Here is a 19,042-nt window from a genome sequence, read left to right as displayed (position 1 = left end):
GCCTTCAGCGCCCCTCAAAGGCTGCCGTCAACGTGTCTAGAGTACGGTTCAACGATTGTATCCCGCCCCCTGCGATATAGATGTCCGCCGAGTTCAAATAGATGACCTGACCGGACTTCCAGGCTTTGGTGTCCCGGACCAGAACATTATCCAACGTCGCCGCAGCGCTTTCACCGGGGCTGCCAATGGCGGCCAGACGGTCCACCACAATCAGCCAATCCGGGTTTGTATCACGGATAAACTCGAACGAGATGCTTTCGCCATGGGTCGACGCACCGATTTCCGGCGCGGCTTCAGGAAGGTCAACAGCCGTGTGCAGCCAGCCAAAGCGTCCGCCCGTGCCATAGGCTGAAATCTTCGGACCATTGGTCATCACCACCAAAGCGGTCCCCTGACCATGTGCGGCCTGTTTTGCATGGTCCAAACGGGCTTCAAAATCCGCCTTGAGCGCTGCGGCTTGTTCCTGACGCCCAAAAACCTTGCCATAGGCCTCGAGCCGCGCAAGAGCTTCACCAACGATATCGACACTGACGCTCATATCAATTGTGGGTGCAATACGCGACAAGGCGTCTGCCTGATCCGCAGTGCGCGCACCAATGACAATCAGCTCGGGGTTCAGCGCATGCAGAGCCTCAATATCCGGCTCAAAAAACGTTCCCAGGTCAGCCGCTTTGTCAGCGGTTTCGTTCAGATAGTCGACATATAGCTTATTCAGCGTGCCCGCCACAGGGACACCCAAGGCCGCAATTGTATCGGCGGCAGCCACATCAAACACTGCAATGGTTTTAGGCTCTTCGGGAACATCCGCCGCGCCGCGCGCGGTTTCCACGGAAAGTGTTTCGGCCGCAAGCGGCCCGGCGATCATCAGCGCAGTCGCGCAGACAAGCGTTTTGAAATCCATATCAGACCTCTTGGTCGTTCAGCAAGAAAAGGTGATTTCCGGCTTGTGCTGCAAAACGGCGGGCACTGGCTATGTTCCCTTTGCCATATCAACAAACGGAACGCCATATCTCCCGACTATTTTACTGCGAATTCGGGAAGCCGCGCAAAAGCAGAGAGATTTCGATGCGCTAAAAACCCCAGCGCAATGAAACTGCTGACGCCTAGTAACGATATATATTGGGATTAAAATGGTGGGTCGTGAGAGGCTCGAACTCCCGACATCTTCGGTGTAAACGAAGCGCTCTACCAACTGAGCTAACGACCCGGTGAAGGCGGATTTAAAGAATGTACCGGAAGAGCGCAAGAGCTGTTTCGAAGTTTTTTGAAAAAACTTCAGCCCTCTTTCAGAACGGTTTCCTGCCCGTTTTCCAGAACATAGATACAGCCCTGCTCATTTGGCAGCACGGCCATTGAGGCGCGATCCAGACCACAGACCAACCCCCGCAGGATTTGCCCCCATAGCCCGTGCGCCACAATAACCGTTGGACATTCCAGCCCCGCCAAAGTGCGCGCCACCCGGTCAGAAAAAGCATCAAACCCTTCCCCTCCCGGAGCCGCACAGAACAGATCCAAAGCATGGGGGCATGCGGCGGAAATCTCAGGGTGTGACACCGCAATTTCATCCAGGGTCTTACCTTCGAAATCCCCAGCCTGTGCCTCAGCCAGCAAGGGATCTGTCACATAAGGATATGAGCCAAGCGCCAGTCTCGCAGTTTGCTGTGCCCGCCGCAGAGGAGACACCAGACAGGGCGGCTGCGCGTCCGCCAGAATCGGAGCCAGCAAACGCGCCTGTGCCTGTGCCTGCAGGGTGCCCAATTCCGTCAGATCCGATTCCTTCTGCCCCTGCACACGGCGTGCTGCGTTCCAGGTTGTCTGCCCATGCCGCAGGAACCAGATTGTGGGAAAATCACCCATGCAAACCTCCATAATACAATGTGTAACAACGGCTAACGAGAAACCGCCAAGGGCGCAATTCCCAGCCTGCCAAGAGGTACAATTCCCTGCGCCCAATCCAGACAGGAAGGATCACCGTAAGCAACTCATTTGTAAAGGAGAATGGTGGACCAGATGAGCCGAATCTAGAACCTTTTGAAGCGGATAAAGTGTTGTCTGCGCTTGAGGATTGGTCAGAGGTTTTGCGGGCAGATCCAGAGGTCTCGCGCAAGCTGGCGGCGTTTTCTGAGGCTACGGAAAATACTTCAATTGGCGACACAAACGCTCTGCCTCCCCCACCGGAGCCAAGCCCATGAGGAAGGGCAAGGTAACAACCGAGGCGTCGCTGACGTCCGCGCACCGGGCCGCTGCAAATGGAAACATTAAAACCAAAGCATCCAAACGTCGGGAATTGTCCCCTTTGACATTGCGCCTGACCGTTGAGGAGCGTGCGCGGCTGGAAGAGCTGGCGGCGGGGATGACGCTCAGTGCCTATGTGCGGGCTTGCGTGTTTGCTGAGGAGGAACGCCTGCGGGCGGCGCGCCCTGCGGATGCTATTGCGGAGAAAAAAGCACTGGCCGAGGTGATGGGGCTGCTCGGCCATTCTCGCATCGCCAGCAATCTGAACCAATTGGCGCATCACGCAAACCTTGGCCTGATGATTGAGGATGATCGCGCCAAGAGTCAGATCGCGGAGGCCAATCAACACCTCTTAGCCATCCGAACCGCTTTGATGGCAGCGCTTGGCAAGGCGCGGAGGCGTGGATGATACTCGAGGCCAACACACGCGGGTATGGGGCGGAGCTTGCTCGGCATTTGATGAACCCGCGCGACAATGACCATGTCACTCTGCACCGCGTGGAAGGTTTTTTGAGCCATGATCTGGCCAGCGCATTTGCGGAAATTGAAGCGATTGCATCTGGCACCCGCTGCCGGAAGTATCTGTTTTCCATGTCGTTCAATCCTCCGCCTGAGGTCGAGGTGCCGGTCGAAGTGTTTGAACAGGCCATTTCTGATGCTGAGGCACGCCTTGGCCTTGCGCGACAACCCCGCGCGATTGTCTTTCATGAGAAAAACGGACGCCGCCATGCCCATTGTGTGTGGTCGCGCATTGATCCCAAGACCATGACCGCAATTCAGCTGCCGCATTTCAAACGCAAGCTGATGGGGCTGTCGCGTGATATATATAGAGATCAGGGCTGGGACATGCCCGATGGTTTCAAGCGGTTTGAGGATCGCGATCCGCTGAACTACTCCCGCCAAGAGGCAGGCCAAGCAAAACGCACGGATCGTGACCCCAAAGCGTTGAAAGCAAAGCTCCAAGATTGTTGGGCGCAATCGGATGATCTGAACAGCTTTGCCGCTGCACTGCGAGAGGAAGGCTTTCTGCTGGCACGCGGAACACGCCGTGGTTTTGTGGCCGTGGATGGCGATGGCAAGGTCTGGTCGCTGTCGCGTTGGTGCGGCGTGCGCCCAAAGGATCTGCGCAAACGTCTAGGATTACATGACAGGCTACCCTTGGTTGAAGATGTTAAGTCGCAAGCCAAAGACCTGCCAGCGCCAAAGAAACAGAAATCACCTGCCCTATTTCGAAAGCAGCGGGATGAGCTGGTGATGCGGCAGCGGCAGGAACGCGAGGCACTGATTGCACAACAAGTCCAACGGCAACGTGATCGTTTGTTGGCGCAAAGACAGAGCGCTGGCAGAGGGTTGCGCGCGCTGTTTGATCGCATGACCGGGCAGGATGTGGTCAAAAGAGACAAGGCTATATCTGAAGCGAAGGCCGCAAAGATTGCCGCCCGCGCCGAACAACAGGCCTTGATCAGCCGCCATCTGGCGGAACGCCGCGCGTTAGATCAGCACTCGCGGGAACGATCCCTACAGCCGGTCTTTGGTCGCAGCACAGATCCTGAACAACGCCTGCAGATCCGTCCCGAAGCGCTGCCATATACCGCCAAGCAATTGCGCAAAGATCCTGCACTGGTGCTAGATCATATCTCGCAGAAAAAAGCCGCGTTCACCCGCACCGATGTGTTGCGGGCAATGGCGCAGGTTTTGCCGGACCCGATGGAGCTGCAGGCTGCGACGCGACAGGCGATGGCCTCAGGTGAGTTGGTGACCCTGCAAAGCACCAGTACTTTGCAGCCGTGTTTCACCACCAAGGATTATCAAAAGGCCGAAGCGCAACTGCACGCCTCAGCCACCAAGCTGGAACAGCAAGGCGGTTTCCAGGTTCAAGACCAGCATATCACCCGCGCCATAGCAGATCAGGACAGGCGCATGATGCAGGATTTTGGCGGCAAGCTGAGCCAGGAACAACGCGGTGCCCTACATCATGTTCTCGGCGACAATCGCATGGCTTCTGTTGTTGGGCTCGCGGGCGCAGGTAAAAGCACCCTGCTGGACACCGCACGTATGGCCTGGGAACAGCAAGGCCTGCGTGTCCATGGAGCTGCTCTTGCTGGGAAAGCCGCCGAAGGATTAGAAGGTGCATCCGGTATTCCCAGCCGCACGCTGGCCTCACTGGAACTCTCTTGGAAAAACGGGCACAGCCCGATCTCCAAAGGGGATGTGCTGGTGGTGGATGAAGCCGGAATGATCGGCACCCGTCAACTGGCGCGGATTACAAAACAGATAGATGAGATCGGGGCCAAGTTGGTCTTAGTTGGGGACCCGGAGCAACTGCAACCCATCGAGGCAGGCACGCCCTTCCGAGATCTGGTTAAGAAGCACGGCGCAGCACGTCTGACGGAAATCCACCGGCAAAAGGCTGATTGGCAGAAACAGGCCTCCAAGGACCTCGCTGAGGGGCGCAGCCATCAAGCCTTGGCGCGCTACGCTGAGGAAAACGCTGTATCGATGAACACCTCCAAGAACGATGCGATTGATCACCTCGCGGCATCTTACGTCATGGACGTGGCAGCGCATGGCCCCCAGAAATCACGCCTTGCTCTGGCCCATAAACGCAAAGATGTGCACGCGCTGAACCAGGCCATCCGGTCTCAACTGCGTGAAGGACAACCACCAGACATCGAACATCTTTATCACACGGAAACCGGCCCGCGCGCCTTTGCCGCCGGAGACCGGCTCGTCTTTAGTAAGAATGACAAGGATCTGGGCGTCAAAAACGGCATGTTGGGCACGGTCACAGAAGCCAGCCAAGGGGAGCTCCAGGTCACCCTGGATGATGATCCAAAGCGCGACTTGCGCGTGAATACCCAAAAGTATCAACACTTTGACCATGGCTACGCGGTCACAATCCATAAATCGCAAGGCGCAACCGTAGATCAGGCCTATGTGCTCGCCTCGCGCAGCATGGACCAACATCTGGCCTATGTCGCCATGACCCGGCACAAGTCAGATCTGCAACTGTATCTGGATCAAAGCGATCTGCCCCAATGGGCGCAGGACAGAGATTACAGAGACCGAACGCAAGAGCAACAGCACCAAAGAACCCGCGCTGGCCCCAGCATGGGCTGACCGATCAATACGGGCGATCTGACCAGAGCCGCCGTTCAATCGGTCAGCTGTAGAGAGTAAAAGTGCGGGACCTTGCTGTCGTTGCTATTTCTGGACTAGTCGTCTGCTTTCCGCTTAGATTCCATGAAAGACAAGAAGGCTGAAGTGATGTTTAAAGTCGAACCAACAGAAGAAAGTGGCGGCGTTTGCGATTGCTGCGGCAATCAAACCCGAATGGTCTGGGGCTTTGTTCATGAAGAAGGTGGAGGAACGCTCGCCAGTTACTTCGTTCAATGGACTGTTGGAAGGTCAATTGAAGACCATCCTGCAAATTTCGATCTAATTTATGGAGCTTGGGGTGAAGGAACCAGCAAAATGGATCGATGCGCGATCTCTCTAGTCTACTTTGAGAACGAAGGCGTTCCCGGTGTTTCTGTGATCAATGCAAACGACCGACCAATCGCTTCTAGCGAACTCGTTGGATCAGCGATGAGTCGTGAAGAGCTGGTTGGCACACCTCTAGCTCAGCAGATATTCTCAATTTTTGATGCAGTAATTGTTCAAGACAATCGCTTTAGCTGACATTGGTTGCGCTGCAGCAATCCAGAAGTATGGGCTCTCAGCACCCATTCGCCGCGCTTCGCACGAACTTCTCCTTTGATGGACGCCCCACCCTATGCGGACATACAGATTACGATCAACTGGTGACGAACAGCGGGACAGAGCGGTCATTGGGCAGTACAGTTCCTCTAGCTGAGATCGCCGCTTCGTTTGTTGGCGCAGTCGATCCAGTCAGAGGCAAAAGCGACTAGAGATCGGAAATCGCATACCTTGCAATCGGCACCTCCGAATTTTCCGAAAGAAACAGCGCCGGTCTCTTCGAACGCTTCACCAATCGCCGGAAACAGCCGGTTCATATCATCTGCTACGTCGGGTGTTTCGATCCATGATCCATTGGGACCTCCGTTCTTGAAGCGCCGCGTCTTGGTACGCTTGTGTTGTGCAAAGGTCTCGGCTGTGTGAAGAGCTGAGCATCGGTTCCAGTCGACCCCGATCAGCAAGATCTTCATGGCATGGCGATCACGGAGCTTCCCTAAGGGCGTTTTCTCTCCCGTGGCCCACGCCAGACTGTGTTCCTTCAGAAAGTCGTTTGCATTCTTGCCATTGAGGCAGATCGATACAGCCGGATGGTCGCTGCGTTGGGTTCCCGGCCAGGTTCTGAAAGTTTCCGCAATGACACCCATGCCAGACGTTGGGGATTTCGCCACATCGAAGCCGGGAACCGCGCCCTCGATTTCGGTAATCTGGTCTTGGGTTAAGCGCGACGGATCAACTCCAGCAGGAAAGTAGGCGTCGGAAGAGAAACCCGGCATTCCTACAAGACCTGTTCCACCCACCGTTTCCAGAAGGCTTTCCACAATTGTTCGGGCACCGCCCACGGTAGCGCCTACGGCACTCATCGAGCCATGCACAAAAAGCCCGTCTCCGGCGTGAATGCCGAGCGAGATAAGATCATCAAGAAGGCTTGTCTGGGTATGAAATACAGCAACCATACGCCTGACTATCACCATTTCTGCGGATGCAACATCCGTCATAGTGGGCTCGTTCCCGTCATTAGCCGCACGTTGCCTGAAAGGCTGCACTGGTGGGGTCAGTTTGAAACTCTGACAGCGTTCCCCTCGCGGATGCGAGATCGCCGCCGGGTTTATCCCGGCGGCGAATTTTTTCTTTATGCTCAAGCAGCCTTTGCTTGGTTTTCTGGAGCGTCCTTGACCCTGTCGTCTGTTGCAGCCGTGGTTTTATCTTGCCGATAACTGCCCTGCGGAAACGCCATGTAGTGCGGCATCCAGTTGGGATCGGCGGGGGTACGTGTGCCATCCAGACAGGCGGTCAAAATCGTGCGGTGTGTCTTGGCGGTGGCGGTCAGGTGTTCTTCTGCGGCTTGGGCTCCGGCATAATCCCGCACCATGGCGTTTAAGGTGGCTTTGTCTCGGATCAGCGCGAAGAAAGTGCTGTCTGGCGACCAATGTTTGGACATCTCTGTGCCAAGCGTTGCGCCGAGCCTGTCGATGATTGGGCTGGTGGCGCTGAGGCTTTCGGCCATGAGGAAAGTGAGCAGCCGCAGGATGTCATTGTCGGAGAGTGTTTGCAGATGTTCAAATAACGCGCAAATTGTCGGGCGGGGTGTGAAACCTGCCTGAGGGTCTTTGTTTTCAAGCAAGGTTCCAGCGCCAAAACCAAGCAGATCAGCCATTACGTTGCGCTCTGCTTCAAAACCCTGTTGGCCTTTGTTCTGGGACAGGCTGTCTGCGATGTCATCTCGTGCGGTTTTCTGGGGATCCGCATAGACCGTCCAATGACCGGATGAGGCCAGCATATGGGCTGCGATCAGGCGCAAAGCCAAGCTGTGGTGCCCCATGAGATCCGCACGCACAGCCGCATGGCGGTGCAGATCAATGTAGTTTTGCGCAGGTTTGGTCAGTTCCGGTTTGGCATTCTCCGTTGTGGTCTTTGTCTTGCGGATGTCTTTGCGCGACAACTGGCCTTTGAACACGGTGACCTCACCATTATGGCTCACTTGAATATAGACCTTGCCGCCCTCTACCAGAGCGGTGTCCACATAATCCCACGCGGCAAAGCGCGCACCGACCTCCAGCAAGATAACATCCGCCCAGCCCTCTTGCTCCAAGCTTTGTTTCAGCGCTGCGATTGCACGGTTTTGCTGTGTCCAGAACAGTTCTACATCGTCAAAATAGCTGTCACGGCCAAAGAGATCACGGATCACTGCACCGGAATAGGTGTCCAGATCAAACAAGGCCACATCCGTTTTGATCTCTGAACCGCCAAAGAGCCATGATTTCAACCGATAACCTTGGGGTGCGGAATTGGGATCATCGCGATAAAGGCTGAGCCACGCCTTTTGCTGCGCCTTGGTGGCCATGGTCAAAGTGCGCAGACTGGCCGCGCCAATCTCCTCTTTGCGATAGAGCGTCAGGATTGGCGGCAAGAGATTACCAAGCGCCAGCCGCTGCGCAACCGCCTGTTCGCTGATGGCAAAACGTGCGGCGATATCGCCCGCATCCATGCCCTTTTTCACAAGCGCAGCAAAGGCCTTGTATTGATCGATTTCATCCATGGGCAAGCGTATGAGGTTTTCCGCCAGCGAGGCTTCAATTGCTTGGGCATCGTCACCCTCCTGCATCACCACGCAGGGCACGGGATCGGGGGTGGCATCGTCGGATAGTGCGCACAGCGCGTGGTAGCGCCGCTGTCCGGCGATCACTTCAAAGCCGTCCTCAAAGGGTTGCACCAGCAAGGGCTGCAACAGCCCCAAGGCCGCAATGCTGGCGGTTAAATCCTGCACGTCTTTTGCACCGAGTTTGCGCACATTGCGGCGTGAGGGGGTAAGCTGTTCTCGGTCAATAAATGTCAGTTCCATCGTCTGTCTCCTGTGTTGAAAATGGGTTTGGTGCCCAACTGCACCCCGAAGCCCCCGCCCTGTTTGCAGGGGCTTGCGGGTGCAGTTGGATCAGGACAGGCGATAGATCAGGTTGGTGCCGCCAAGGGTGATCTCGCAGTAGTCAAAGGAGAGATCCCGCGCGATGGTGTCATAATCGAGGTAACAGCTAAGACGTTCTGGGATGTCGCCGAACAGCCCTTCGTCAATGAACAGCTCGGCCAACTCCCGCAGGCTGTCCAACTGGTACAGATCAATGTCATAGCTGTCGGGGTCGACCTTGGGGTCAAAGGTGTATCCCCCTTCGCCCACCGCGATGATCACGCGGGTCTTTTGATCTGTGTCCCAGTCCTCGGCGCAGCTTAGGAAATCGGCGAAATTCGCTTGGTTTAAACCAATGGCCTTGGCCAGTTCCGCGTCCAGTTCCTCGCCATCAATGAACTGGATTTCGAATTCCTCCACGGGTTGGCCAAACCGATCCTGATGGCGGTGGCTCTTGTCAAAAAACTCGTCCGCGCTTTGAAAGGAAAAGTCAATCGCATCAATATTATAGGGTTGGGCATAAAGGGTAATCATATCTCTGTCCTCGCTTTTGGTGGGTTCAAAAGCCCGGAGATCAACCATCACCCCGCGCTTGAACCTCTGCCCAGCGGCGAGCGTCCAAGACAGATCAGCGATAACGCCGCCCCAGCCTGCTGGGGCGACCGCTGTTGGACGATCGGTCACAAGAAAGACGCCCCAAAGGTCAAATGCGGCCACACGGGAGGGCGGGTTCCCCGCCCGAATGGAGCGGGCAGACGCATTTGATCTATTGGGAAAGCGGCTTTTGGTGACACAAGCTGAAGGATCAGGTTCCCAAGCGTGGCACACGCGAAAAACGTGGCGGCCCCGCCGCCTCACCAGACGCGCCCGGGATCAACGCCCGGAGGGCCACGACCGCATGCGGGCGTGGTGCACGCGAGCCCGAAAAGGCGCACGACAAAAAAGGCGGACAAAACGCCCGCCTTTCTCACAGATCGACAATGTATTAAGTCAAGCCAGGTGGCGTATCTTCCAACAACTCAACGGCTTCATCCCCATCATCATTGACCGCACGCAACACCAACCGCCCATCAACGGGCAAAGCATCCATCTGCACGTTAAAGCCCTGACCATCCTTATGCGCCCAGGCCACCGCCACTTTGCTCCAATGGGATTTCTGACCATCCCCGATGGGGCGCACGGTATAACCCAGCATATAGGGTGTTTTACCCCCGTTTACCTTGCGGTTTTGATCTTTGTTCTGCTCATCATTCATATCTCCTCCAATCAATTGCAGTTAACAAATGAGAACATAAATAGAACAAATAACCGCAAACCTACAAGAAAATAGTCCTATTTACATACACATGTGTGGAAACGAAGACCGATCAACAAGCGCCTCATGCGACTGCTGCAACGCCATATCAACAACGATAACGCGCTCGCATATCAAATCCGTCGCTCGGCAGACAGGGCGGGAAGAGGACTTTCGCTACAGAAGCGAGATCCCGGCTGTGCATTGTCAATAGCCGACATTCAGTGGAGCCAAACTTTAGCATCGATCAGACTAACCGGCGTGAAGTTGAGCTTCCCTACTGCATTTCAGTCAACCTGAACCGCTCGCACCACACGTTGGACAGCTTTCTATCGCCCTGACATTGCGGTGGGGTACATCACTCCTACCTTCGTATTCAATGCGAACAGTGCGAAGATCGCCTGTGTATCCATCCCCAAAGACGTCAGACACATGCTGAGAGCCTTTGAGCGCAATTGGAAACCTGACCAATTCTGTGCAGGTTGGATGCCACCACTTTCCAAAAAACGGATCACGCCTGAGAAATTGTCCTCTAACACGGGACGCTGCTCAACAGTCCGACTCTGGTATTTGCTAACTTTTTAGGTACTCGATGATCTAGGAGCCGCGACCTCGGAAACTCAGGAAATTGCCAGTGGTAAGCTCTTCCAGCGCCTAACTCTGCCGATACAAAGTTTTTTTAAGCTCTCCACTCTTGATTGTTTCTCAACAGCCTGTACCGTCCTGTGGTAGCATTCCGCTTAGAGCTAACGAAACCGACCAGACACAAGACACAAGACACAAGACACAAGACACAAGACACAAGACACAAGACACAAGACACAAGACACAAGACACAAGACACAAGACACAAGACAAATGGCAGTCGTCGAGCGAAAAAAAATCAAAAGTTCTGCGCCAGGCCAGTACCTTGGATACGGGCTACAGCCAGTTCGTCTCTGTTATCACCTGCTCTCCGCGACCAAGGGACACAAGGTTTCCTTAGAGTACATCGATGATGTTGCGATCCACGGAACCGGGGACAACGTCTTTCTGGAGCAGACTAAAAGCGCATTATCTGGCAACCCGGCAAATGACCGTTCTCCAGAGCTATGGAAGACTTTGGCTAATTGGGCCGAACTTTTTTGCGCTGGTCACGCTAAAGTTGCCTCTGCAAACCTGTGCTACTTTGTTACTCCAGTAAAGACCGGTCCACTGGTGGAGAAACTGCATTCAGTAAATGGTTTCGAGAGTGCCTCAGACCTTCTGAAACTCTTCAAATCTAAAGCTTTTCAAAAAACACCTGGGAAAGGAATCGAACCTGAGATTCAGAGATTCCTAAGTGCTGGCGATCAAATTTGCCTTGATATCATCGTAAGGTTCAATCTGCAATCCATAGAGGATCCTGTTGAGCCAATTAGACAAACGTTGATCCCTGTACTACCAGAGGAAACAATAGATGATTTTTGTGCGGTCGCTATCGGGATGGCTAAAGATGAGATTGAGGAACTTCTGAGAAACAACGAACCGCCCATCATCGATGCGGGAAGTTTTCGAAAACGGTTTCGAGCATTCATAAGGAAGTATGATCTTTCTCAGATACTTGTGCCAACAGTAGAGGCTCCGTCTTCTCAGCAAGTTGCGGATGTGCTACAAAAACTTCCTCTCTTTGTGCGCCAATTGACATCGGTAAATGCCTCGGAGACCCTCGTGACCTCCGCAATTAGTGACTATCTCCGTGCCACATCAGACAAAGTAAATTGGGCCGACGACGGTGATATCTTTGAGGATAGCCTAAACGAATTGGACGACGCGCTTCTTCGCCATCATTTACTTGAAAAGGACGAAGTAGTGGACCTCTGCAGCCACCTCTCACCACAAGATCAAGGTCGACGACTGTACCGAAAATGCATTGGACTCGACATTCCCCTCGAAGGCAGCCCGTTACCAACATACTTCATTCCTGGAGAGTACAACGCACTTGCCAATGAACCTCGACTGGGATGGCATCCAGATTACGAAACTATTTTTCCGAATGAATGAGCATGGCCGACTCTAGCTTCAAAACCAATGCAGTAGGCCTCGTCCAAAATCCTGCACTCGGCGCAGTCTTGCTTTGGCATTTTGGGCGATCTTACCAAAAAGAAACAGTCGCAGAGCTGCCATTGCTAAACTTGCATTTCCTGGTGCTGCCATTGCTGTTGCATGCGAAGACACTTGAAAGCATTCGAACGACCTTTCCAAGTTCGGGGCTAGGACAACTTGTGGGTAAGCTTGCTGTGCAAAGAGAACAGGTCTTATCCATACACAGCAGAACCCGAAGCATGAAGGAACTTACATTAAATTCGGTTTCTACTGGGATCGCATGTCAGCTGTTACACTTGGACTACACGACCGCGAAGGTCCGAAGCAATGAAGTCAAGCCCCCTAAAGCTCCTGAACGCCTCAAGTACCATCTCAAAGGCGCAGAGAAGTTAGGAATCTGGTTCGCCAGAGTACCACTACAACAAGTTTTTTCACTTCTTCAAGTAGAACCTTAAAATGCACTTTCAGATTCTGAAATTGATCCTTTGGTCAAAAGGCGATCATAAGCCACGCGTAGTGCCCTTTGAACCAGGTATGGCAAATGTAATCAGCGGCGCCTCTAAGACAGGAAAATCTGCTGTTATCCCGATCATAGATTATTGCCTAGCGTCCGGGAAATGCAGCATTCCTGTCGGCACTATTCGCGAGGCCTGTTCGTGGTTCGGCATTATCGTTGAAACACTGGAAGGACAGAAACTGCTCGCTCGGCGCGAGCCTGGTGATGCCAAACAAACTGGTGATATGTTCGTCCTTGAAGGCGACGCAATCGAAGTTCCAGACAGGATTCAACAAAAAAATGCTTCGGCAGATGCAGTGAAGCGCAAGCTTGATCAGCTAGCTGGGTTGTCGCAAATACGCATCAACCCAGATTCGGAAGTGGGGTACCAGTCACGGGTCAGTTTCCGCGACTTAATGGCGTTTAATTTTCAACCCCAATACATCGTAGCCAACCCTCTGGCGCTTTATTTCAACGCAGATTCCGCAGAACACAGAGAAAAGCTAAAGTCGATATTCCCCTATGTTCTTGGTGCCCTTACTCCTGAAATGCTTGCTGCTAGATGGGAGATAGATCGGTTGCAACGAATGCTGCGTCAAGCAGAGGCTGCATTGCGAGCGGTACAAAACGCAGTCAACGCTTGGCGAGTAGAGACTCGTTCGTGGATACGGCAGGCGATAGAATTGGGGCTTTTGCCGCCAAATACGCTGGTGCCAGAAGACGATGTCGAACATTCGATAGACCTTCTAAGGCGGGCCACTGAGACCAATACCAGAGATTCATTTGTCACCATAGGTTCAATTGAGCCAGCCCTTCAGGAACTCAAAGCGCTGCAAAACCGCGAAAGCGAGACAGCTTTTGAACTCTCCAAATTGCGTCAGCGCTTGAACGAAGTCCAAAAGCTCGTCGAGAGCAGTGAAAAGTTTGGTGACGCCATCCGCGTCCAGAGAGATCGATTGAGCATCTCGCAATGGCTGAAAGATCGTGTCGAAACCAGCGACGATCCTCTGTTGGCCATGACCGACGGTAGGGAAAAGCTTGATGCGCTGGTGCAGGCACTGGCCGGTATTGAAATCCAGCTTCGAACTCAGCCGGGTCTATCAGATTCATTTGACAAGGAACGGCTCCGTCTCCGTGCCGAGGTTGACGACGTTACGAAACAGTTGAGTAGCATTCGTCAGGAAATAACTTTGTTGGAAAGGAAGTCGGAAGAAGTCCAAAGAGCCACGTATAGGCGTGATCGCATGGAACGCTTCCTTGGTCGCCTTGAACAAGCTCTTGAGACTTTCGAACGCGCCGACGATGCCTCGCAGCAGGCGTCCGAAGTGGCAAAACTTGAAGAAAAGATTCGGGAGCAGAGGAGAATCTACTCTGAAAGCCAGGTTGCAAGCCGTACTCGAAACGCTCTCCGACAAGTGGAGCAGTACGCTGCCACAATAATCCCCAAGCTTGATGCGGAATGGCCCAATACACCGATTGAGATTTTGGTCAACGACCTTTCTATTCGTGTAATCCATCCGGACAGAAAGGACTATCTTTGGGAAATCGGGAGTGGAGCCAATTGGTTAGCTTACCACATTGCTGTGACCCTGGCCTTTCAAAGGTTCTTTCTTGAGGTCCCAAACCATCCTGTGCCGGGCTTCCTAATGTACGATCAGCCGAGCCAAGTCTACTTTCCGACCGGGTTTGAACACCACGATAGCGACATAACTGGAAGGACAAGAGATCAAGATGTCTCTGCAATTAGATCAGTTTTCAAAGCTCTTTCACGAGAGGTTGTTGGTGCAAAAGGCCGTCTCCAAGCAATTGTCTTGGACCATGCCGGACCGGAAGTCTGGGGAAAGCTCGGAGGCATTACTCTTGCGGCGGAATGGCGTGGTGGCGAGGCACTAGTACCTCTCGAGTGGTTACCCAGAGTTGACTAGGTATGCTATTGGGAGTTTTTGATGCTGGGCACCGTCGTTGGTGAGCGGCCGCCGCAAACAAAGAATCGTTTTGGCCCGCTAGCCGCCTATCGTGAATGTGGCAGTTTGTGGACGCCTAGATGTGAGAGTTAGCAACCGGCAGCAGCGAGCCCCTCAGTCGCCGTTGTTTCTTTGCTGGGATGCCGCAGTCGCAGCCGGTTACATATTTTCACGCAGATAGGCGGCGATGGACTGATCTAACACCGCGAGGCGATGATCGAGTTTACCGCGTTTTAGACGCAAAATCTAACTCAGCAACAAAGCTATCTCGACCCGATTGGACACCGTGTCAAAGGTTTCTTGAGGCTCAGACACTGTCAAGTGTGGAGCAATGTTTTGATATTGTTGGTAGATTTGACAGCGTGACAGCGACTTGTTCTCAGAAGCATTTCTCAATGCCAGAAGCTCTGGACTTGAAAAGCCCTCTCGAATGCACCGTGACAGACACTCAAGCGGTGCGGGCGGCTCCCATGATGTAGCACTCTGAGAGGCATCCTGCTCGAGAACCTTCATTGGCAAGCTGAACGAGTACGAGATGTCGGGGATGCATCTCAAAACGAAGCGTCTTGCCGCAAGACACTTGTTGGCTTTAACGGCTTTTTGCTGATGTCTCTCTTCGATCTCAATAAGTGGCGCACCCTCCAACCAGAGCCTTGTAAAGGCTTGCAGCTTAGGAACGGCGTAGTCACGTTGCGCATCCAATTTGAGCGCCTCGTAGTGCGAGCCAAACAGTCTCGCGAGGTTCTCATGTCGAAAGCAGGCCTGAAACGCAGCTCTATCACCTGCCAGCCAATCGAAAAGTGCATCGCACCACTCCAAAATGGTGAAGTGCTTATCGCTACCGATGGCGTCAAGGAATTCTCTTAATGACTGTATGACTGAGATCGGGAAGCCGAACAGAGCCGCGATGTTTTGATCTGGTGTGATTTCGGATGCCGCAAACAGACCAGCCTCTTCGGCATATCTCATTACGGCAGACACGCGATCTTCAATCCATTGCTCGTCCTTTTTCTTACGAGCTCTGTATCCAGACAGAGTGGAACGAATTACTCTAGCGAGGGCAGCCTCGTCCGCCTCATCCTGGATCAGTGAAAGACGCGTAATGCAGTAGCGTGCCTCTTCGTCACCTGGTTCAATTCCGGCGTGGATCCGATCCATGACAGCTGTCAGCGGGTCGTCGATTTCCAAGCATTGATCCGATTGACCAAAAATCGCCAACAACGTCGTCCAGTGGTTGCCAATCGTCATTTTTTCCATGTTGATTGGCACAACTTTGCCTGGAACGACTAACACCATCCCATTGGCATTCATGCCAGCACGCCCTGCGCGCCCTGCAGCATTCAGAAGATCTTGAGCTTCCAGAACCTCACGGCGGTTCGCGGCCTCATTAAACCTACTGTCCTCGGCAATGACTACCATCTCACTAGGCAGGTTCATTCCCTGGGCCAATGTGGATGTTGCACACAAAACAGATATACCATCAGAACGCTTATAGAGGCTTTCAACCAACCTTCGTTCTTCGGGGAGCAACAAACCATGATGAATGGACGCCTGTTCCGAGACGCAATCGTCCTCAACGTTCAGATACAAGCAATTGGAAGCGCCAAATTCCAATACCGCCGCGTTGAAGAGGGTCTGTTCCGTTGAAGTAAGTTGAATGGGATCATTCGGCAGAAGTTTGGCTACTTTCTTTGCCGCGCTGTTGGCATTTTTGATTGTCTGGAAAAACACGAGCGTCTTGACGCCCATCTGGCTCGATTTTGCTGCGATCGCCGACGAGATTTCGCCTGCGTTCGGCGTCAATCGCCAATACCCATTGATACCGAGCAAGATCTCGTCTTCTAACAATTTTTGTAGGCTGTAGTCGTTCGCCTTCTTGGTCGCCCATGTTTGATGAAGACTAAAAAAGCCATAAGGCGCCGCACCAATGCTCTTCTTAACCGCGGTCGGAACTCCTTTCGTCGTGGCTGCTGCTCGTTTGGGGACGAGGTCGCTTTGAATGGCTTTGATGTCATTGTCATCGTAGACTACGCACCCTCGGATCTGTCGGGTGGGTTTCCATGACAGTGACAAAGGTAGGCATGATTTGCCTGTTAGCTCGTTCAACCAACCCGCAAGCTCGTCAGTGTTTTGCACCATAGCCGACAGCAACAAGACATCCGTCTCGTCAGCAAGTCTGATGAGGTTGAGCAAGCACAACATCGCATCGATCGGCCGACGATCTTCGGGGCGGTCAGAAGGGTGGAGCAGATGGCACTCATCAAACACAATCAATCCGACGTTCGCAAATGCTTCTTTGTCGAAGCTCATCTGGGCAAGGCACGCCTCGGGTGTCAGGACTAGTATCTCGACGGCATCTTCCTCTAAATTGGCAAGGAAAGGATCAGATTTTTCCCGATCTATCTGTGCATTCGGAAACGATTTTGCGAGCGATAGCGCGGTTTGATCGACCAAGGCCAAGGTGGGCGCCAAGAATACGACGGTTTTACCATTCAACAGGGCAACATTGATCTTCAACTCGGACAAGGTTGATTTACCAGCGCCAGTCGGAAACCCAACAACCGATGATACGCCGATTTCAAGATAACCCGCAGCGATCGCTTCCCTGTGGTTGCGCCACAGAAACGGACGTTCAATTGCAACCTTCTTTAGGCTGTCAGCCCAACTGTCTGGATCCAGCCCATTGGGGCAGGGAATGTTTACAGCCGAACTGTCCAGCAGATCGTCGGAAAGTGCAGCCAGAAGCGTTGCCAGGTGAAAAGGCCCAGGAAATCCCGAAACATATTCGGGCTGACCATCAGCGAAGACATCATGTTGATCGGACAAACACAGGTCTCTCAGCGAGATAAACAGGTCTCTTGGATTCGCTTCAGTCGCTTGACCGGCGAGACGGAGCGCGAGCGTGCGCAGTCCCACCAGAAGTTGCCGGTAAATGGACGCGACAGCTAAATCCGCAAGATCTGCCCCATCGAGGTGGTCCAATCCTGGTATCTCAATTTCAAGAATGTCTTCCAACCGCCCTCTGGCGAGCGATCTGATCGAGTTCAGAATGGCCCGTTCAATCGGGTCTGTGCTGTCTACGAAAAGGTGTTCGGAGGCCTCGCTCGCATCTGCTGTCGCTTCGGCAATCAAGAACAGCAGCACAGTGGCGATCTCAGGCGAAACATCCCGGGCGCTGAGGCGTGACGGCGCAATCGGTCGCTCCTGAAGAGCTTCTGCATTGAACCAAAGCTGGTATGCCGTCCCTGCGACAAAAGCCGCCGCCGCACGATCTTCACGCTCGATGTCTACGGTGACAAATGCCTCATTTGCCATGGCGAGCCGGCGCATTTCATCAATGACTTCGACTAGCACGTCATCCGCTTCTGCTTCTTCTATTGTTCTTAAACGAATCCGAGCGGCAGAGATTTGTGCGAATGCTTTTGAAAGAGATTTGGCAAGCGCCTCTTTCTCGAGGCCTGGAAGATCAGGGACTGTACCGATCAACGCACTTGTGTCTGGATCAAACATGCTGAGCCTCCAGAGTATTGAGTGCTGTCAAGCATCGTGTTGCTAGGTCGACAATCCATTTTCGGATGTCTTCTTGGTAGAGTGTCTCTGCGCGTCTTCTCTCGACATCGTCCGAGACATGGTTCTCGTAGTCTTTAAAAAGACGAGCGCGACCTGTCTTCGAATTGTGTGTTTCGCCAATCGTGATGGATAGCCGGTATGCGCGCGCCTTGTTCCAGATGACGTTGGCAATCGCGGAGTCTGCGTCAACATCTCGTGATGTTTCAAGGAGTTGCGTTACTTCTGATACAAGTCGATGATCTTGCGCACCCGTTTCGAAGTCATCGAATTCTGGCCAAACTGAGTCGCGAATGGTGTCGCGGGGGTTTTCTGTCGCCTTCTCTTCGCAAATTACGGCATGTGTAATCTTACTCGTATCTTTGCAAACATGTAGATGAAGTCCGTCGAACCCCTTGTCTGCATGTTGCATATGAGGTGGAGCGATAAGTTCCCCGTTACTTTGAAGATGAGCTGCGATCCATGATATGACTTGAAAGATCCAGCCATCCCGATGCCACGGGTCTTTCTGTGTTTGTGTCAAAAGCGCGCGTGCCCCTTGGAAGGCGGTTTCGTGGGGAACTCCAGCTGACGGACCTGTTGCTGCCAGCACCTTTGCGACATGTCGGTATTGCCCCAACGCAATACGGGCAATGTGCCGAGCAAGCTCATCTCCATCCCAGATGGTCCAATCAGAACCGAACCATCTGTCGTCATTACCGATCTTTGTAAACTCTATTGGCATTTCTTAGACTATAAATTTGATTAGCTAGAACAAGCTTGGCCCACTCTGTGCCAATCAGCCTATTTTCTCTCAAAATTCAATTGACTATTATGAATAGTAC

General features: G+C 53.3%; 14 protein-coding genes and 1 tRNA gene. 6 read left to right on the top strand and 9 right to left on the bottom strand.

Going from position 1 to position 19,042, the window contains the following annotated elements; genetic code table 11:
- Window positions 1–4: 4 nt before the first annotated feature.
- From ACXAEW_RS13255 to ACXAEW_RS13245, 3 genes are all read right to left on the bottom strand, one after another.
- Window positions 5–901: a siderophore ABC transporter substrate-binding protein gene (locus ACXAEW_RS13255; RefSeq protein ID WP_474941768.1), complete on the bottom strand. Its 897-nt coding sequence runs from the start codon at window positions 899–901 to the stop codon at window positions 5–7.
- 230 nt (window positions 902–1,131) lie between these two features.
- A tRNA-Val gene (locus tag ACXAEW_RS13250) sits at window positions 1,132–1,207 on the bottom strand.
- 68 nt (window positions 1,208–1,275) lie between these two features.
- Window positions 1,276–1,857 carry a histidine phosphatase family protein gene (locus ACXAEW_RS13245; RefSeq protein WP_474941767.1) on the bottom strand — a complete coding sequence of 194 codons (582 nt, stop codon included), beginning with the start codon at window positions 1,855–1,857 and terminating at the stop codon, window positions 1,276–1,278.
- Between the two features lie 331 nt (window positions 1,858–2,188).
- On the opposite strand from ACXAEW_RS13245, the gene ACXAEW_RS13240 reads away from it, so the two are divergent.
- From ACXAEW_RS13240 to ACXAEW_RS13230, 3 genes are all read left to right on the top strand, one after another.
- Window positions 2,189–2,644, top strand: coding sequence for a plasmid mobilization protein (locus ACXAEW_RS13240; RefSeq protein WP_474941766.1), 456 nt, complete (start codon window positions 2,189–2,191; stop codon window positions 2,642–2,644).
- Window positions 2,641–5,355 (top strand): AAA family ATPase, encoded by a 2,715-nt coding sequence (locus ACXAEW_RS13235; RefSeq protein ID WP_474941765.1) that lies wholly within the window; start codon window positions 2,641–2,643, stop codon window positions 5,353–5,355. Before ACXAEW_RS13240 ends, ACXAEW_RS13235 begins: the two co-directional genes overlap by 4 nt.
- Window positions 5,356–5,478: 123 nt before the next feature.
- Window positions 5,479–5,916 (top strand): hypothetical protein, encoded by a 438-nt coding sequence (locus ACXAEW_RS13230; RefSeq protein ID WP_474941764.1) that lies wholly within the window; start codon window positions 5,479–5,481, stop codon window positions 5,914–5,916.
- A 167-nt stretch (window positions 5,917–6,083) separates the two neighbouring features.
- On the opposite strand, the gene ACXAEW_RS13225 is transcribed toward ACXAEW_RS13230, so the two are convergent.
- The 4 genes from ACXAEW_RS13225 to ACXAEW_RS13210 all read right to left on the bottom strand — a co-directional run bounded on the left by ACXAEW_RS13225 (window position 6,084) and on the right by ACXAEW_RS13210 (window position 10,088).
- Window positions 6,084–6,929, bottom strand: coding sequence for an AAC(3) family N-acetyltransferase (locus ACXAEW_RS13225; RefSeq protein ID WP_474941763.1), 846 nt, complete (start codon window positions 6,927–6,929; stop codon window positions 6,084–6,086).
- Between the two features lie 140 nt (window positions 6,930–7,069).
- Entirely contained in the window at window positions 7,070–8,773 is a 1,704-nt protein-coding gene (locus tag ACXAEW_RS13220) for a ParB/RepB/Spo0J family partition protein (protein WP_474941762.1), read from the bottom strand.
- A 90-nt stretch (window positions 8,774–8,863) separates the two neighbouring features.
- Entirely contained in the window at window positions 8,864–9,550 is a 687-nt protein-coding gene (locus ACXAEW_RS13215; protein WP_474941761.1) for an antirestriction protein ArdA, read from the bottom strand.
- A gap of 268 nt (window positions 9,551–9,818) precedes the next feature.
- A complete protein-coding gene (locus tag ACXAEW_RS13210; RefSeq protein WP_474941760.1) occupies window positions 9,819–10,088 on the bottom strand; it encodes a hypothetical protein in 270 nt (89 codons plus the stop codon).
- Between the two features lie 897 nt (window positions 10,089–10,985).
- Between ACXAEW_RS13210 and ACXAEW_RS13205 the strand changes: the two genes are divergently transcribed.
- The 3 genes from ACXAEW_RS13205 (at window position 10,986) to ACXAEW_RS13195 (ending at window position 14,612) form a co-directional block, all read left to right on the top strand.
- Window positions 10,986–12,149 carry an ABC-three component system protein gene (locus tag ACXAEW_RS13205; protein WP_474941759.1) on the top strand — a complete coding sequence of 388 codons (1,164 nt, stop codon included), beginning with the start codon at window positions 10,986–10,988 and terminating at the stop codon, window positions 12,147–12,149.
- On the top strand, window positions 12,146–12,646 hold the full coding sequence (locus ACXAEW_RS13200) for a three component ABC system middle component (protein ID WP_474941758.1): 501 nt from the start codon (window positions 12,146–12,148) through the stop codon (window positions 12,644–12,646). Before ACXAEW_RS13205 ends, ACXAEW_RS13200 begins: the two co-directional genes overlap by 4 nt.
- Window positions 12,647–12,725: 79 nt before the next feature.
- The gene (locus ACXAEW_RS13195; protein WP_474941757.1) at window positions 12,726–14,612 is read left to right on the top strand and encodes a DUF3732 domain-containing protein; all 1,887 of its coding nucleotides are present in this window, start codon (window positions 12,726–12,728) and stop codon (window positions 14,610–14,612) included.
- 285 nt (window positions 14,613–14,897) lie between these two features.
- Here the strand turns inward: ACXAEW_RS13195 and ACXAEW_RS13190 are convergent, their stop codons facing one another.
- Both ACXAEW_RS13190 and ACXAEW_RS13185 read right to left on the bottom strand, forming a co-directional pair.
- Complete coding sequence (locus ACXAEW_RS13190; RefSeq protein ID WP_474941756.1) at window positions 14,898–18,161, bottom strand: DEAD/DEAH box helicase; 3,264 nt, start codon at window positions 18,159–18,161, stop codon at window positions 14,898–14,900.
- Window positions 18,154–18,942, bottom strand: a complete 789-nt coding sequence (locus tag ACXAEW_RS13185) for a hypothetical protein (RefSeq protein ID WP_474941755.1) — start codon at window positions 18,940–18,942, stop codon at window positions 18,154–18,156. The genes ACXAEW_RS13190 and ACXAEW_RS13185 overlap by 8 nt, the downstream gene beginning before the upstream one ends.
- Window positions 18,943–19,042 lie beyond the last annotated feature (100 nt).

The organism is Epibacterium sp. ABZ3_068, from assembly GCF_056159265.1.
Note: the sequence above shows the minus strand (reverse complement) of the source record. Positions and strands in the feature narration are given on the sequence as shown.

What these genes read in the sequence shown, in the direction of transcription:
- ACXAEW_RS13200 (WP_474941758.1), top strand. Translation starts at nt 12,146, where the DNA reads ATGAGCATGGCCGACTCTAGCTTCAAAACCAATGCAGTAGGCCTCGTC.
- ACXAEW_RS13225 (WP_474941763.1), bottom strand. Translation starts at nt 6,929, where the DNA reads ATGACGGATGTTGCATCCGCAGAAATGGTGATAGTCAGGCGTATGGTT.
- ACXAEW_RS13185 (WP_474941755.1), bottom strand. Translation starts at nt 18,942, where the DNA reads ATGCCAATAGAGTTTACAAAGATCGGTAATGACGACAGATGGTTCGGT.
- ACXAEW_RS13240 (WP_474941766.1), top strand. Translation starts at nt 2,189, where the DNA reads ATGAGGAAGGGCAAGGTAACAACCGAGGCGTCGCTGACGTCCGCGCAC.
- ACXAEW_RS13230 (WP_474941764.1), top strand. Translation starts at nt 5,479, where the DNA reads ATGAAAGACAAGAAGGCTGAAGTGATGTTTAAAGTCGAACCAACAGAA.
- ACXAEW_RS13210 (WP_474941760.1), bottom strand. Translation starts at nt 10,088, where the DNA reads ATGAATGATGAGCAGAACAAAGATCAAAACCGCAAGGTAAACGGGGGT.
- ACXAEW_RS13220 (WP_474941762.1), bottom strand. Translation starts at nt 8,773, where the DNA reads ATGGAACTGACATTTATTGACCGAGAACAGCTTACCCCCTCACGCCGC.
- ACXAEW_RS13245 (WP_474941767.1), bottom strand. Translation starts at nt 1,857, where the DNA reads ATGGGTGATTTTCCCACAATCTGGTTCCTGCGGCATGGGCAGACAACC.
- ACXAEW_RS13195 (WP_474941757.1), top strand. Translation starts at nt 12,726, where the DNA reads ATGGCAAATGTAATCAGCGGCGCCTCTAAGACAGGAAAATCTGCTGTT.
- ACXAEW_RS13255 (WP_474941768.1), bottom strand. Translation starts at nt 901, where the DNA reads ATGGATTTCAAAACGCTTGTCTGCGCGACTGCGCTGATGATCGCCGGG.
- ACXAEW_RS13205 (WP_474941759.1), top strand. Translation starts at nt 10,986, where the DNA reads ATGGCAGTCGTCGAGCGAAAAAAAATCAAAAGTTCTGCGCCAGGCCAG.
- ACXAEW_RS13235 (WP_474941765.1), top strand. Translation starts at nt 2,641, where the DNA reads ATGATACTCGAGGCCAACACACGCGGGTATGGGGCGGAGCTTGCTCGG.
- ACXAEW_RS13190 (WP_474941756.1), bottom strand. Translation starts at nt 18,161, where the DNA reads ATGTTTGATCCAGACACAAGTGCGTTGATCGGTACAGTCCCTGATCTT.